At 66.5% G+C, this 14,782-nt stretch carries 13 protein-coding genes; 10 read left to right on the forward strand and 3 right to left on the reverse strand.

Annotation, left to right across the window (positions count from 1 at the left end; genetic code table 11):
• Positions 1–107 precede the first annotated feature (107 nt).
• From purD to upp, 3 genes are all read right to left on the reverse strand, one after another.
• Entirely contained in the window at positions 108–1,391 is a 1,284-nt protein-coding gene (purD, locus tag OKW26_RS38735; protein WP_429356865.1) for a phosphoribosylamine--glycine ligase, read from the reverse strand.
• 104 nt (positions 1,392–1,495) lie between these two features.
• Positions 1,496–2,224: a YebC/PmpR family DNA-binding transcriptional regulator gene (locus OKW26_RS38740; protein ID WP_018419973.1), complete on the reverse strand. Its 729-nt coding sequence runs from the start codon at positions 2,222–2,224 to the stop codon at positions 1,496–1,498.
• Between the two features lie 596 nt (positions 2,225–2,820).
• Positions 2,821–3,471 carry a uracil phosphoribosyltransferase gene (gene upp, locus OKW26_RS38745; protein ID WP_026225693.1) on the reverse strand — a complete coding sequence of 217 codons (651 nt, stop codon included), beginning with the start codon at positions 3,469–3,471 and terminating at the stop codon, positions 2,821–2,823.
• 216 nt (positions 3,472–3,687) lie between these two features.
• Here upp and OKW26_RS38750 point away from each other — a divergent pair, with 216 nt between their 5' ends.
• The 10 genes from OKW26_RS38750 (at position 3,688) to kdpE (ending at position 14,751) form a co-directional block, all read left to right on the forward strand.
• A complete protein-coding gene (locus tag OKW26_RS38750) occupies positions 3,688–4,467 on the forward strand; it encodes an SDR family oxidoreductase (protein ID WP_090803723.1) in 780 nt (259 codons plus the stop codon).
• A gap of 101 nt (positions 4,468–4,568) precedes the next feature.
• A complete protein-coding gene (locus OKW26_RS38755; RefSeq protein ID WP_013088898.1) occupies positions 4,569–4,958 on the forward strand; it encodes a methylglyoxal synthase in 390 nt (129 codons plus the stop codon).
• A 53-nt stretch (positions 4,959–5,011) separates the two neighbouring features.
• Positions 5,012–5,986: a quinone oxidoreductase family protein gene (locus OKW26_RS38760; protein ID WP_429356866.1), complete on the forward strand. Its 975-nt coding sequence runs from the start codon at positions 5,012–5,014 to the stop codon at positions 5,984–5,986.
• A gap of 181 nt (positions 5,987–6,167) precedes the next feature.
• A complete protein-coding gene (locus OKW26_RS38765; protein WP_018419977.1) occupies positions 6,168–6,278 on the forward strand; it encodes a hypothetical protein in 111 nt (36 codons plus the stop codon).
• A complete protein-coding gene (kdpF, locus tag OKW26_RS38770) occupies positions 6,278–6,370 on the forward strand; it encodes a K(+)-transporting ATPase subunit F (RefSeq protein WP_013088901.1) in 93 nt (30 codons plus the stop codon). Before OKW26_RS38765 ends, kdpF begins: the two co-directional genes overlap by 1 nt.
• Positions 6,367–8,172 (forward strand): potassium-transporting ATPase subunit KdpA, encoded by a 1,806-nt coding sequence (kdpA, locus tag OKW26_RS38775; protein ID WP_429356867.1) that lies wholly within the window; start codon positions 6,367–6,369, stop codon positions 8,170–8,172. The genes kdpF and kdpA overlap by 4 nt, the downstream gene beginning before the upstream one ends.
• Positions 8,173–8,264: 92 nt before the next feature.
• Complete coding sequence (gene kdpB / locus OKW26_RS38780; protein ID WP_184059370.1) at positions 8,265–10,376, forward strand: potassium-transporting ATPase subunit KdpB; 2,112 nt, start codon at positions 8,265–8,267, stop codon at positions 10,374–10,376.
• A 58-nt stretch (positions 10,377–10,434) separates the two neighbouring features.
• Positions 10,435–11,013, forward strand: a complete 579-nt coding sequence (gene kdpC, locus OKW26_RS38785; protein ID WP_429356868.1) for a potassium-transporting ATPase subunit KdpC — start codon at positions 10,435–10,437, stop codon at positions 11,011–11,013.
• 152 nt (positions 11,014–11,165) lie between these two features.
• Positions 11,166–14,060: a DUF4118 domain-containing protein gene (locus OKW26_RS38790; protein ID WP_429356869.1), complete on the forward strand. Its 2,895-nt coding sequence runs from the start codon at positions 11,166–11,168 to the stop codon at positions 14,058–14,060.
• A complete protein-coding gene (kdpE, locus tag OKW26_RS38795; RefSeq protein WP_176109149.1) occupies positions 14,053–14,751 on the forward strand; it encodes a two-component system response regulator KdpE in 699 nt (232 codons plus the stop codon). The genes OKW26_RS38790 and kdpE overlap by 8 nt, the downstream gene beginning before the upstream one ends.
• Positions 14,752–14,782: the final 31 nt, after the last annotated feature.

Below are 14,782 nucleotides of genomic sequence, written 5' to 3' on the forward strand. Positions count from 1 at the left end.
ACGAGCGGGACAGATTCAGTGTAGCGCGCGTCGTGTAACGTGCCCGCACGGCGGCGCCTGTGGCACCGGCAGTGCGCCGCCCGCACGGCGTCCAGCGCTAGCGAAGCTTACTTGCCGTCGTGCTTGCGGTTGAGCGCGCGATAGCCGATGTCGCGGCGGTACTGCATGCCGTCGAACGCGATCTGGTTGATCGTGTGGTACGCGGCCGCCCGCGCGGTGCGCACCGAATCCGCGAGACCGACGACGCACAGCACGCGCCCGCCCGAGGTGGTCAGCTTGCCGTCCGTCAGCGTGGTGCCGGCGTGGAACGTGACTGAATCCGCGGTTTCGGCGGGAATGCCGTTGATGCGGTCGCCCTTCCTCGGCGTGTCCGGGTAGTTGTGCGCGGCGAGCACGACACCGAGCGCGGTGCGGCGGTCCCATTCGAGCTCGACGGTGTCGAGCGTGCCGGCGATCGCGTGTTCCACCACTTTCGAATAGTCGCCTTTCAGACGCGCCATGATCGGCTGCGTTTCGGGGTCGCCCATCCGGCAGTTGAATTCGAGCGTCTTCGGGTTGCCTTGCGCGTCGATCATCAGGCCCGCGTACAGGAAGCCGGTGTAGCGGATACCTTCCTTCTCCATGCCGCGCACGGTCGGCAGGATGATTTCGCGCATCACGCGCGCATGCAGCTGCGGCGTGACGATCGGCGCGGGCGAGTAGGCGCCCATGCCGCCCGTGTTCGGGCCCTGGTCGCCGTCGAGCAGACGCTTGTGATCCTGGCTCGACGCGAGCGCGAGCACGTGCTTGCCGTCCACCATCACGATGAAGCTCGCTTCCTCGCCGGCGAGGAACTCCTCGATTACGACGCGCGCGCCGGCGTCGCCGAGCTTGTTGTCCGACAGCATCATGTCGACCGCGGCGTGCGCTTCTTGCAGCGTTTGCGCGACCACCACGCCCTTGCCGGCGGCGAGGCCGTCGGCCTTGATCACGATCGGCGCGCCCTTGGCGTCCAGATACGCGTGCGCGGCGGCGACGTCGGCGAAGGTTTCGTACTCGGCCGTCGGGATGCCGTGGCGCTTCATGAACGCTTTGGCGAAATCTTTCGAGCTTTCTAGCTGGGCGGCCTCTTTGGTCGGCCCGAAGATCTTCAGACCGCGCGAGCGGAACAGGTTGACGATGCCTGCCGCGAGCGGCGCTTCCGGCCCGACCAGCGTGAACGCGATCTGTTCTTTTTCGACGAAATCAGCGAGCGCGGCCGGCTCGGTGATGTCAAGGTTGAGCAGACGCTCATCCTGAGCGGTGCCGCCGTTGCCCGGCGCGACGTAGACGAGCTGGACCCGCGGCGATTGCGCGAGCTTCCATGCCAGCGCATGTTCGCGACCGCCGGAACCGACGACGAGTAACTTCATGTGAATCCCCGAGACTTGAAAACCATAAACGGCCGAGCGGTGTGCTCAGCCGTGCAATAAACCATCAACAGCAAGGGCAAACGATGCCAGAGCCCGGCGCGCCATCACTCGCCGGCGATCGACGCGTTTGTATAGACTTCCTGCACGTCGTCCAGATTTTCCAGCGCGTCGAGCAGCTTCTGCATTTTCACGGCATCGTCGCCGGTGAATTCGACTTCGGTCTGCGGCTTCATCGTGACTTCGGCCAGTTCGGCCTTGAAGCCCGCCGTTTCGAGTGCAGCCTTCACTTTCGAAAAATCGTTCGGCGGGCACAGCACCTCGATACTGCCGTCCTCGTTCGTCACGACGTCGTCGGCGCCCGCTTCGAGCGCGGCTTCCATCAGCGCGTCTTCGGCGGTGCCGGGAGCGAACAGGAACTGGCCGACGTGATCGAACATGAACGACACCGAGCCGTCGGTGCCCATGTTGCCGCCGTTCTTCGAGAACGCGTGACGCACTTCCGCGACCGTGCGGGTGCGGTTGTCGGTCATCGTGTCGACGATCACCGCCGCGCCGCCGATGCCATAGCCTTCGTAGCGGATTTCCTCGTAGTTCGCGCCGTCCGCGCCGCCGACACCGCGCTGGATCGCGCGGTTGATGTTGTCTTTCGGCATGTTGGCGTCGTACGCCTTGTCGACCGCGAGCCGCAGACGCGGGTTCGAGTCGATTTCGCCGCCGCCCAGACGGGCCGCAACCTGGATTTCCTTGATGAGCCGCGTCCAGACCTTGCCGCGCTTGGCATCGGCCGCTGCTTTCTTATGCTTGATGTTGGCCCATTTCGAATGACCCGCCATACTTTTCTCCGTCGCGCGCGCCAGCGGGGCGCACGCATAGTGCAATTGTCGTTGCGATGTCGGGCGCCTTGCGTGTTGCGCCTCGATGTCAATCCGTCAGGTGAAAGGCTGCCGGCCGCTCGTGCTTGTCGCTCGTGTTGGCCCGTCGAGGCGGCCACCTGTGCCGCCGATCTCAGCCTGGCCGTTCCCGCGCGTCGTTCCGCGCTTGCCCGCCGGTGGGCGTTCGTGCCGGTTCGTGCATGATCGGCCGGCCAGGCGCAGCCGCAGGGCGGCAGCGCGGTGGAGCGGGGCAGCTTGCGCGGCCAGGCGCCGCATGACCTGATGCGAAAGCGCGGGGCGCCAGTCGAAATTGCAGGCGGTGGTGCGAGTGATCGTGCGGGTCGAGCCGCTCCGTCGAGCGGATGCGAATTTTATCATGCCGCGAGGGTGCGGCAGAGGGGGCCGCGCCGCGAAACCGGCCGCAAATGCAATGAAATCGACGCGAAAATGAATGGAGGCGGTGCGGATCTGTCGCCGGGGGGGCCGGATGCGGGCGAAAGCGGGGCCGGTTCCGGGGCGGCGGCATCGCCAGGCCACCCCCGCTGGCCCCCGGCGCGTCAGTTCTTCGTACCGAACAACCGGTCGCCCGCGTCGCCCAGGCCCGGCACGATGTACGCATGCTCGTTCAGATGCGAATCGAGCGACGCGATGAACAGCTTGACGTCCGGGTGTGCGTCCTGGAACACCTGCACGCCCTCGGGCGCGGCGACGAGCGCGAGGAACATGATGTTCTCGGCCGCCACGTTGCGGCGCTTGAGCACATCGACCGCGTGCACGGCCGAGTAGCCGGTCGCGACCATCGGATCGCAGAGGATGAACACGCGGTCTTCGAGGTCCGGCAGCCGCACCAGGTATTCGACCGGCCGATGATCCTCCGCGCGATACACGCCGATATGGCCGACGCGCGCCGACGGCACCAGCTCGAGCAGGCCGTCCGACATGCCGACGCCCGCGCGCAGCACCGGCACGATCGCGAGCTTCTTGCCGGCGATCACCGGCGCGTCGATCTCGACGAGCGGCGTGGTGATGCGGCGCGTGGTCATTGGCAGGTTGCGGGTGATTTCGTAGCCCATCAGCAGCGTGATTTCGCGCAGCAGTTCGCGGAACGTGCGCGTCGACGTGTCCCGGTCGCGCATGTGCGACAGCTTGTGCTGGATCAGCGGGTGATCGAGGATGAAGAGATTGGGGAAACGGCTGTCCTGGGTCATGGCGGGCTCGCGCGCGGCGGCAAGGTGGATCGGTTCGGCGCGCTCATCAGTTGGCTCAGTCCGCGCTCGAAGGTCGGACGAACGGTGGAAAAGCGCGCCACCGCGCGAGTTTACCGAAAGAGTACCGCCCGGCGATACCTGAGATTGTAGCGACGCGGCACAGTCCGGCACCGATTCTTCTAGAATCTGGGGAAACTTCGCCACGAGGGCATACACATGGACATGGGAATCGCAGGACGCCGCGCGCTGGTTTGCGCGGCGAGCAAAGGTCTGGGACGCGGCTGCGCGGAAGCGCTCGCCGCCGAGGGCGTCGACCTGACGATCGTCGCGCGCACCGCCGAAACGCTCGAAGCGACCGCCGAGGCGATCCGCAAGCAGAGCGGCGTCGAGGTGAAGACCGTCGCATGCGACATCACCACGCCTGAAGGGCGCGCGGCCGCGCTCGCGGCCTGCCCGCAGCCGGACATTCTCGTCAACAACGCGGGCGGTCCGCCGCCGGGCGATTTCCGCAACTTCACGCACGAGGACTGGATCCGCGCGCTCGAAGCCAACATGCTGACGCCGATCGAGCTGATCCGTCAGACCATCGACACGATGAGCGCGCGCGGCTTCGGGCGCATCGTCAACATTACGAGCTCGGCGGTGAAGGCGCCGATCGACGTGCTCGGCCTGTCGAACGGCGCGCGCTCCGGCCTGACCGGTTTCGTCGCGGGGCTCGCGCGCAAGGTCGCGCCGACCGGCGTGACGATCAACAACCTGCTGCCGGGCCTGTTCGATACCGACCGTATCGCGGTCACATTCGAGGCGCAGGCGAAGACGCACAACATTTCGATCGACGAAGCGCGCAAGCAGCGCATGAAGACGATCCCCGCCGGCCGCTTCGGTAATCGCGAAGAATTCGGCCGCGCCTGCGCGTTCCTGTGCAGCACGCACGCGGGTTACATCACCGGGCAGAACTGGTTGATCGACGGCGGCGCCTATCCCGGTACGTACTGAGCTGGTACGTACTGAGCAGGCACGTACCGAGCCGCCGCGCGCGAACGACACCCGTCACATCCCAACAACGATAATCACAACGGTTTGAGGAGTCTTACGTCATGAGCACCCGCATTGCGCTGATCGCGCACGATCACAAGAAGGACGACATCGTCAAACTGGCCGGCGAATACGTCGACACGCTCGCGCGCTGCGAGATCGTCGCAACTGGCACCACCGGCGGACGCATCAGCGACGCGCACGGCCTGACGGTCGAGCGCATGCTGTCGGGCCCGCACGGCGGCGACCTGCAGATCGGCGCGCAGCTCGCCGAAGGGCGCGTCGACATGGTGATTTTCCTGCGCGACCCGATGACGCCGCAGCCGCACGAGCCGGACATCAACGCGCTAGTGCGCGCGTGCGACGTGCACAACATTCCGTGCGCGACGAACATTTCGACCGCCCGCATGGTGCTCGACGTGCTGACGCTGCGCCTGTCCGGCGAGGCGTGAGCGCGCGCGTCGCCGCACCCACATCCATACAGATGACAGATGAAGGAGACGTGATGGTCAAGGCAATCCGTTTCGACAAAACCGGCGGCCCCGAAGTCATGAAATGGGTCGACCTCGAGGTGGGCGAGCCCGGCGCGGGCGAGATCCGCATTCGCCAGACGGCGGTCGGCCTCAATTACATCGACGTGTATTTCCGCACCGGTCTGTATCCGCTGCCGCTGCCGGGCGGGCTCGGCATGGAAGCGGCCGGCGAGGTCAGCGCGGTGGGCTCGGGCGTGACCGGTCTGAAGGTCGGCGATCGCGTCGCGTATGTCGCGCGGCCGCCCGGCGCGTATGCGCAGGAGCGCGTGCTGCAGGCCGCGCTGGTCGTCAAGCTGCCCGATGCGATCAGCGACGAGCAGGCCGCGTCGGTGATGCTGCAAGGCTTGACTGCGCAATATCTGCTGCGCCGCACGTATCGCGTGAAGACCGGTGACACGATCCTCATTCAGGCCGCAGCGGGCGGCGTCGGCCTGCTCGTGTGCCAGTGGGCGAAGGCGCTCGGCGCGACGGTGATCGGCACGGTCGGTTCCGACGAGAAAGCCGAGATCGCGAAAGCGCACGGCTGCGATCACGCGATCGTCTATACGCGCGAGAACTTCACGAAGCGCGTACGCGAGATCACCAACGGCGCGGGCGTGCCGGTCGTCTACGATTCGATCGGCAAGGACACTTTCGAAAAATCGCTCGACTGTCTCGCGCCGCTCGGCCTGTTCGTGAGCTTCGGCAACGCGTCGGGTCCGCTGCCGCCGATCGATTCGTCGGAATTCGCGGGACGCGGCTCGCTGTTCTTTACACGACCGACGCTCTTCACCTATATGGCGAAACGCAGCGACTACGAGGCGATGTCAGCCGAGCTGTTCGACGTGCTGAGCTCGGGCAAGGTCAAGACCAGCATCAATCAGCGCTATGCGCTGCCGGACGTCGGGCAGGCACATGCGGACCTCGAAGGGCGCCGCACGACGGGGTCGACGATCCTGCTGCCGTAAAGAAGTGGCAGCGCGGCCTCGGGCTGCGCTGCACGTCATCCATCAGGGCCGTTTCATCGCGAGATGAAACGGCCTTGTCCGTTTACGCGATTTTTACGCCCACCCCGCGATCTTTGACCAGCCCTTTAGGCCGATCGGCATACCGTTCTATCCATCCAAAGTCCGTGAATGGAGAACGAGAATGGATGTGCTGTATGTCGGGGGCCTGGCGCTGTTTGCCTTGCTGACCTTTGGGCTGATCGGCGGCTGCGAGAAGCTGATGCAGTTGCGCCGCGGACAAGGAGCGCGCTGATGACCTGGATGCTGTGGCTGGCCGGCGCGTCCACCGCGCTGCTGTTCGTATATCTCGTGTATGCGCTGCTGCGCGCGGAGGACATTGAATGAACACGAACGATGTCCTGCAGGCGAGTCTTTTTATCGTCGTGCTACTGGCCGCGGCGGTGCCGATGGCGAGCTATCTCGGCGCCGTGATGGACGGCAGTTCGCGCGTGGTGCGCTTCGGCGCGCCGCTCGAACGGCTGCTTTACCGTATCGCGGGCGTCGATCCAGCGGCGGAAATGGGCTGGAGGCACTACGCGGTCGCCACGCTCGCGTTCAACGTGCTCGGCGTGGCGTTCCTGTACGTGCTGCTGCGCGTGCAAGGGTGGCTGCCCGGCAATCCGCAGCAGTTCGGCGCGATGTCGGTCGACAGCGCCTTCAACACCGCGGTCAGCTTCGTGACCAACACCAACTGGCAGGACTACACGCCCGAGCAGACCGTCGGCTATCTGACGCAGATGCTCGGCCTGACCGTGCAGAACTTCCTGTCGGCGGCGACCGGCATCGTCGTCGTGTTCGCGTTGATGCGCGGCTTCGCGCGTCATACCGCGCAGACGATCGGCAACTTCTGGGTCGACATCACGCGCGTGACGATGTACGTCCTGCTGCCGATGGCGGCGATCATCGCCGCACTGCTGATGAGTCAGGGCGTGATCCAGAACTTCAAGGCATATCAGGAGGTGCCGACGCTGCAGACCACCACCTACGCCGCGCCGAAGCTCGACGCGCAAGGCAATCCGGTGAAGGACGCGAAGGGCGATCCGGTGACGCTCGACACGCCCGTGAAGACGCAGACCATCGCGATGGGCCCGGTCGCGTCGCAGGAAGCGATCAAGATGCTCGGCACCAACGGCGGCGGCTTCTTCAACGGCAACTCAGCGCATCCGTACGAAAACCCGACGCCGTTCTCGAACTTCGTGCAGATCATCTCGATCCTGATCATCCCGGCGGCGCTCGCGCTCGTGTTCGGCCGCGTGATCGGCGACCGGCGGCAGGGCGTCGCGGTGCTCGCGGCGATGACGATCGCGTTCGGCGTTTGCGTGTTCGGCGAGATCAGCGCCGAGCAGAGCGGCAATCCCGCGTTCACGGCGCTCAACATCGACCAGTCGGCGAACGCGCTGCAGGCGGGCGGCAATGCGGAGGGCAAGGAAACGCGCTTCGGCATCGCGCAGTCGGGCATCTTCACGGTCGCGACGACGGCGGCTTCGTGCGGCGCGGTCGACAACATGCACGATTCGTTGACGCCGCTCGGCGGCCTGTATCCGATGCTGCTGATCCAGCTCGGCGAAGTGATCTTCGGCGGTGTCGGTTCCGGCATGTACGGGATGCTCGTGTTCGCGCTGCTCGCGGTGTTCGTCGCGGGACTGATGATCGGGCGTACTCCTGAATATGTCGGCAAGAAGATCGAGGCCTACGAGATGAAGATGGTGTCGATCGTCGTGCTGCTCACGCCGCTGCTCGTGCTGGTGGGCACCTCGATCGCGGTGCTCAGCGCGGCGGGCAAGGCCGGCATCGCAAACCCCGGCGCGCACGGCTTCTCCGAGATCCTCTATGCGTTCAGCTCGGCGGCGAACAACAACGGTAGCGCGTTCGCGGGTCTCACGGTGAATACGCCGTTCTACAACTGGCTCACCGCGATCGCGATGTGGTTCGGCCGCTTCGGCACGATCGTGCCGGTGCTCGCGATCGCCGGTTCGCTCGCCGCGAAGAAGCGCATCGCCGTCACCGGCGGCACGCTGCCGACGCACGGACCGCTGTTCGTCGTGCTGCTGCTCGGCACGGTGCTGCTGGTCGGCGCGCTGACCTACGTCCCGGCGCTCGCGCTCGGTCCCGGCGTCGAGCATCTGATGATGATCGGCGCGCACTGACCCACGGCAGTGACCCACGGCCGCGAACCAGCGACCGAACAGGCGCTCGCACGCGGCAAGCCTGCAAGCGCCCACGGACATTCGAGGATTCAATGACTGAACATAACGCTACCCGGTCCATGTTCGACCCGGCGCTGCTGCGCCCGGCGATCGTGGACTCCTTTAAAAAGCTCACGCCGCGCACGCAGTTTCGCAACCCGGTGATGTTCTGCGTGTACGTCGGCAGCATCCTGACGACCATTCTGTGGATCGCCGCGCTCGGCGGTCAGGCCGAGGCGCCCGCGGGCTTCATCCTCGCGGTCACGCTATGGCTGTGGTTCACGGTGCTGTTCGCGAACTTCGCGGAGGCGCTCGCCGAAGGCCGCTCGAAAGCGCAGGCCGCGTCGCTGCGCAGCGCGAAGAGAGACGTGATGGCGAAGAAGCTCAACGAGCCGCATCCGAAGTCGCCGATCCGCATCACGACCGCGACCGATCTGCGCCGTGGCGACGTCGTGCTGGTCGAGACCGGCGACGTGATCCCGGCCGACGGCGAAGTGATCGAGGGCGTCGCTTCGGTCGACGAATCGGCGATCACCGGTGAATCGGCGCCGGTGATCCGCGAATCGGGCGGCGACTTTTCGTCGGTGACGGGCGGCACGCGGGTGCTGTCGGACTGGATCGTCGTGCGCGTCACGGCCAATCCGGGCGAGGCGTTCCTCGACCGCATGATCGCGATGGTCGAAGGCGCGAAGCGTCAGAAGACGCCGAACGAAATCGCGCTCACCATCCTGCTCGTCGCGCTGACCATCGTGATGCTGCTCGCCACCGCGACGCTGCTGCCGTTCTCGATGTTCTCCGTCGAAGCCGCGAAAGCGGGCCACGTGGTGACGATCACCGCGCTCGCCGCGCTGCTCGTGTGTCTGATCCCGACGACGATCGGCGGCCTGTTGTCGGCGATCGGCGTGGCCGGGATGAGCCGCATGATGCAGGCGAACGTGATCGCGACCTCGGGCCGTGCCGTCGAAGCGGCCGGCGACGTCGACGTGCTGCTGCTCGACAAGACCGGCACGATCACGCTCGGCAACCGCCAGGCGTCGCAGTTTCTGCCGGCGCCAGGTCTGACCGAAGAGGCGCTTGCCGATGCCGCGCAGCTGTCGTCGCTCGCCGACGAAACGCCGGAAGGCCGCAGCATCGTCGTGCTCGCGAAGCAGCGCTTCAATATCCGTCAGCGCGATATGGCCTCGCTGCACGCGGTGTTTCTCGCGTTCACGGCGCAGACCCGCATGAGCGGCGTCGATCTGTCTCCGCAAGGGACTCCCTACGGGACTCATGGCCGTGAAATCCGCAAGGGCGCGGCCGATGCGGTCAAGCACTATGTCGAAGCGAACGGCGGCCGTTTCCCGAATGAAGTCAGCAACGCGGTCGCCGATGTCGCGCGACGCGGCAGCACACCGCTGGTGGTCGCCGAGAAAGGCGAGCAGGGCGCGCGCGTGCTCGGCGTGATCGAGTTGAAGGACGTCGTGAAGGGCGGCATCAAGGAGCGCTTCGCCGAGCTGCGCAAGATGGGCATCAAGACCGTGATGGTGACGGGCGACAACCGCCTGACCGCCGCCGCGATCGCGGCCGAAGCGGGCGTCGACGACTTCCTTGCCGAGGCGACACCCGAAACGAAGCTCGCGACGATTCGCGCGCATCAGGCCGAAGGGCGTCTGGTCGCGATGACCGGCGACGGCACCAACGACGCGCCCGCGCTCGCGCAGGCCGACGTCGCGGTCGCGATGAACACCGGCACGCAGGCGGCAAAAGAGGCCGGCAATATGGTCGATCTCGATTCGAATCCGACCAAGCTGATCGAGATCGTCGAGATCGGCAAGCAGATGCTGATGACGCGCGGGTCGTTGACCACGTTCTCGATCGCCAACGACGTCGCCAAGTACTTCGCGATCATCCCGGCCGCGTTCGCGTCGACGTATCCGGCGTTGAACGCGCTGAACGTGATGCATCTCGCGACGCCGACCTCGGCAATCATGTCGGCGGTGATCTTCAACGCGCTGATCATCGTGCTGCTGATTCCGCTGGCGCTGAAGGGCGTGCGCTATCGCGCGCTAGGCGCTGCGATCCTGCTGCGTCGCAATCTGCTGATCTATGGCCTTGGCGGGATCATCGTGCCGTTCATCGGCATCAAGCTGATCGATATGGTGCTCGCCGCGTTCGGTTGGGTTTGAGCGCGCAGCGCGTCATTACGCCACAACCAGAAGTGATGAAAAGGGAAAGAGACCCATCATGAAGAATCTGTTCCGTCCGCTGATAGTGATCTTCGCGGTGCTGACCGCGATCACAGGACTCGCCTATCCCGCCGTGATGACCGCGTTCGGCCAGGCGGCGTTCCACCAACAGGCCAACGGCAGCCTCATCGAGCAGAACGGCAAGGTGGTCGGCTCACAGCTGATCGGCCAGCAGTTCGACGCGCCCCGGTACTTCTGGGGCCGGCTGTCGGCAACGAGCCCGATGCCGTACAACCCGCAAAGCTCGGGCGGCTCGAACCTCGGGCCGAACAACCCCGCGCTGCTCGACGAGATCAAGGGCCGTCTCGCGGCGCTGAAGGCGGCGGGCACCGACATGTCGAAGCCGGTGCCGGTCGATCTGGTCACGTCGTCGGGCAGCGGGCTCGATCCGGAGATCAGTCCGGCCGCGGCCGCGTATCAGCTCGAGCGGGTCGCGCAGGCCCGTCACCTCGCGCCGAACGACGTGCAGGCGCTCGTCGAGCGCTACACGACGGGGCGCCAGTTCGGCGTGCTCGGCGAGCCGCGCGTGAATGTGCTGAAGCTCAATCTCGCGCTCGATGAAATGAAGCGCGGCTGACACTGAACGCATCGACGACGCACCAGCCGCAATTGCGGTTCATCGATGAAACAGCGGCGTTTCGCGTGGCGCCGCGCCGCCATTTGCGGGCCGGCGCGGGCCGTGCCACCATGCAGACACCGCCGCTCGCACGACTATCAAAACCACTGCGCATGAACCGCCCCGATCCTGACCAACTGCTCGACAAGCTGCAGCGCGACGAAGAAAAACGCCAGCGCGGCCGGCTGAAGGTTTTCTTCGGCGCGTCGGCCGGCGTCGGCAAGACCTATGCGATGCTGCAGGCCGCGAGCCGCCGCCAGCAAGAAGGGGTCGACGTGCTGGTCGGCATCGCCGAAACGCATGGACGCAGCGAAACCGCCGCGTTGCTCGCGGGGCTCGACGTTCTGCCGCTCGCGCAGATCGAGTATCGCGGCCGCATGCTCGGCGAGTTCGATCTCGACGCCGCGCTCGCGCGCAAGCCGCAACTGATCCTCGTCGACGAACTCGCGCATTCGAACCTGCAGGGCGCGCGTCATCTGAAACGCTGGCAGGACGTCTACGAACTGCTCGACGCGGGCATCGACGTTTATACGACCGTCAACGTGCAGCATCTGGAGAGCCTGAACGACGTGGTCGGCCAGATCACCGGCATCCGGGTGTGGGAGACCGTGCCCGATCGCGTGTTCGATCATGCCGACGAAGTCACGCTCGTCGATCTGCCGGCCGAGGAACTGCTCGACCGCATGCGCGACGGCAAGGTCTACATGGCGCAGCAGGCGGAGCGCGCGGTGCGCAACTTCTTTCGCAAGGGCAACCTGATCGCGCTGCGCGAACTCGCGCTGCGCCGCACCGCCGATCGGGTCGACGCGCAGATGCGCGAGTACCGCGCCGATCGGTCGATCCAGCGTATCTGGCAGGCGCGCGAGCGGCTGCTGGTGTGCGTCGGTCCTGGTCCCGAAGCGCCGGCGCTGGTGCGCTCGGCGGCGCGCCTCGCCGCTAGCCTGAGGGCCGACTGGCTCGCGGTCTATGTCGAAACGCCCGCGTTGCAGCGCCTGCCCGACGCGCGCCGCGAACGCACGTTGAACGCGCTGAAGCTTGCCGCCGAACTCGGCGCCGAAACCGCGACGCTCGCCGCCACCGATGCCCTCGACGCGTTGATCGGTTACGCGCAGGCGCGCAACGTATCGAAGCTGGTGGCGGGCGCATCGTCGCGCACGGGCGCGAGCCGCTGGCTGCGCCGGCCGCTGGGCGAGCGCATCGCCGAGAAGAGCGGCGATCTCGATCTCACGCTGATTCGCGTATCGTCGGAGCGCGACGGCGGCGAGCAGCGGCGGCTGTTGAACACGACCGCGAACGCGTGGCGCGAGGCGTTGAGCGCGGCCCGCGAGCGTCGCTCGCCGCCGCGCGCGTACGCGTTCGCGCTCGCGATCGGCGCGGCGATCACGTTGCTGTCGAGCCAGTTGATCGACCGCATCGATCTGACCAACCTCGTGATGCTGTATCTGCTCGGCGTGATCTTCACCGCGGTGAAGCTCGGGCGCGGGCCGGGTGTCGTGCTGTCGTTCGCGAGCGTCGCCGCGTTCGATTTCTTCTTCGTGCCGCCGCGCATGTCGCTGTCGGTCTCCGACACGCAATACCTGCTGACGTTCTTCGGCATGCTGCTGACCTCGCTCGTGATCAGCCATCTGACTTCGAGCCTGCGCCACGAGGCGAGCGTCGCGCGACGCCGCGAGCAGCGCACCGGCGCGATGTATGAGATGGCGCGCGAGCTCGCCGCGGCGCTCGCGACCGAGCAGATCGTCGGCATCGGCACCCGGCACGTGAGCGAGGTGTTCGGCGCGCGTGTGGCGATCCTGCTGCCCGACAGCGCCGACCAGATCAAACAGAAGATCGAGGACCCCGACGCGGCGATCACGCTCGAAGGCGACGCGCTCGATCTCGACGTCGGCCAATGGGTCTACGATCAGCAGAAGCCGGCCGGCCACGGCACCGATACGCTGCCGGCCGCCGCGGCGCTGTATCTGCCGCTGAAGGCGCCGATGCGCACGCGCGGCGTGCTCGCGGTGGTTGTGCGTGACGAGCGCGAGCTGACCGTGCCCGAACAGCGCCGCATGCTCGATGCGTTCGCCGCGCAGATCGCGCTCGCGCTCGAACGGGTGCACTACGTCGATATCGCGCGCGATGCGCTCGTCAACATGGAGTCGGAGCGGCTGCGCAATTCGCTGCTGTCGGCGATTTCGCACGATCTGCGCACGCCGCTGACGACGATCGTCGGGTTTTCGTCGATGCTCGCGCAGGGGCGGCAGGCGGGACAGGGGCGGACAGAAGGCGAGGTGAATGCTTCTTTGCGGACCGACGCGCAATCCGCCGCGCGGCGTGACGACGAACTCGTCGACGCAATCCACGAAGAAGCGCTGCGCATGACCGGCATCGTCACGAATCTGCTCGACATGGCGCGCTTGCAGGCCGGCAGCCTGCAACTGAACCAGCAATGGACGCTGCTCGAGGAGACCGTCGGCGCCGCGCTGCGCGCGTGCAAGCGTGTGCTCGCGGATCATCCGGTGCGGGTTACGCTGCCCGCCGATCTGCCGCTGCTGCATCTCGACGCGGTGTTGATGGAGCGCTTGTTCTCGAACCTGTTCGAGAACGCGGCCAAATACACGGCGTCCGGCACGCCGCTCGCGATCGGCGCGCAGCAGATCGACGCGGACGGCACGCCGTTCGTGCGCATCACGATCGACGACAACGGCCCCGGCCTGCCCGCCGGCATGGAAGCGCGCGTGTTCGAGAAGTTCACGCGCGGCGAGAAGGAGTCGGCGAAACCAGGCATCGGCCTTGGGCTCGCGATCTGCCGCGCGATCGTCGAGGCACACGGCGGTACAATCGGCGCGCTCAACCGGCTGGCCGCGGATGGCCACGTCGAGGGCGCGCGCTTCTGGTTCACGCTGCCGGTCAAGACGCCGCCCGACGCACCCGAGACGTTTGATACGCTCGAAGACGAAGGCGCAGCCACCGACACCGACACCGCCGCCGACCTCAACCCGCTCACCCGCCCCGCCCATGAGTGACCTGAGCATCACCGTCGTTCTGATCGAAGACGAGAAGCAGATTCGCCGCTTCGTGCGCACGGCGCTCGAAGGCGAGGGCATCGCCGTGTACGACGCCGAGACCGGCAAGCAGGGGCTCGTCGAAGCGGCGACGCGCAAGCCCGATCTCGTGATCGTCGATCTGGGCCTGCCCGACACCGACGGCCTCGACGTGATCCGCGAGCTGCGCGGCTGGAGCGAGCTGCCGGTGATCGTGCTGTCGGCGCGTACCCAGGAAAGCGAAAAGGTCGCCGCGCTCGACGCCGGCGCCGACGATTACCTGACCAAGCCGTTCGGCGTGTCGGAGTTGCTTGCGCGGATCCGCGCGCATCTGCGGCGGCGCAATCACGGCGGCGCGAACGAATCGCCGCAGGTGCGCTTCGGTGCGGTCACCGTCGACCTCGCGCTGCGCCAGGTTACGCGCGACGGCGCCGCGGTCCATCTGACGCCGATCGAATACCGGCTGCTCGCGACGCTCGTGCGCCATGCGGGCCGCGTGCTCACGCACCGGCAGTTGCTGCGCGACGTGTGGGGGCCGTCGCACGTCGAGAGTCACCACTATCTGCGCATCTACATGGCGCATCTGCGCGGCAAGCTCGAGCGCGATCCGGCGCAGCCGGAGCATATCGTCACGGAGACGGGCGTCGGGTACCGGCTGGTGGGTGCGGTGTGAGTTCGTCCGCGATGCCGCTTCGTTATAATCT

It is taken from the genome of Paraburkholderia sp. 32, from assembly GCF_050435345.1.
Classification (GTDB): Bacteria; Pseudomonadota; Gammaproteobacteria; order Burkholderiales; family Burkholderiaceae; genus Paraburkholderia; species Paraburkholderia tuberum.

What these genes read in the sequence shown, in the direction of transcription:
- purD (WP_429356865.1), bottom strand. Translation starts at nt 1,391, where the DNA reads ATGAAGTTACTCGTCGTCGGTTCCGGCGGTCGCGAACATGCGCTGGCA.
- OKW26_RS38740 (WP_018419973.1), bottom strand. Translation starts at nt 2,224, where the DNA reads ATGGCGGGTCATTCGAAATGGGCCAACATCAAGCATAAGAAAGCAGCG.
- upp (WP_026225693.1), bottom strand. Translation starts at nt 3,471, where the DNA reads ATGACCCAGGACAGCCGTTTCCCCAATCTCTTCATCCTCGATCACCCG.
- OKW26_RS38750 (WP_090803723.1), top strand. Translation starts at nt 3,688, where the DNA reads ATGGACATGGGAATCGCAGGACGCCGCGCGCTGGTTTGCGCGGCGAGC.
- OKW26_RS38755 (WP_013088898.1), top strand. Translation starts at nt 4,569, where the DNA reads ATGAGCACCCGCATTGCGCTGATCGCGCACGATCACAAGAAGGACGAC.
- OKW26_RS38760 (WP_429356866.1), top strand. Translation starts at nt 5,012, where the DNA reads ATGGTCAAGGCAATCCGTTTCGACAAAACCGGCGGCCCCGAAGTCATG.
- OKW26_RS38765 (WP_018419977.1), top strand. Translation starts at nt 6,168, where the DNA reads ATGGATGTGCTGTATGTCGGGGGCCTGGCGCTGTTTGCCTTGCTGACC.
- kdpF (WP_013088901.1), top strand. Translation starts at nt 6,278, where the DNA reads ATGACCTGGATGCTGTGGCTGGCCGGCGCGTCCACCGCGCTGCTGTTC.
- kdpA (WP_429356867.1), top strand. Translation starts at nt 6,367, where the DNA reads ATGAACACGAACGATGTCCTGCAGGCGAGTCTTTTTATCGTCGTGCTA.
- kdpB (WP_184059370.1), top strand. Translation starts at nt 8,265, where the DNA reads ATGACTGAACATAACGCTACCCGGTCCATGTTCGACCCGGCGCTGCTG.
- kdpC (WP_429356868.1), top strand. Translation starts at nt 10,435, where the DNA reads ATGAAGAATCTGTTCCGTCCGCTGATAGTGATCTTCGCGGTGCTGACC.
- OKW26_RS38790 (WP_429356869.1), top strand. Translation starts at nt 11,166, where the DNA reads ATGAACCGCCCCGATCCTGACCAACTGCTCGACAAGCTGCAGCGCGAC.
- kdpE (WP_176109149.1), top strand. Translation starts at nt 14,053, where the DNA reads ATGAGTGACCTGAGCATCACCGTCGTTCTGATCGAAGACGAGAAGCAG.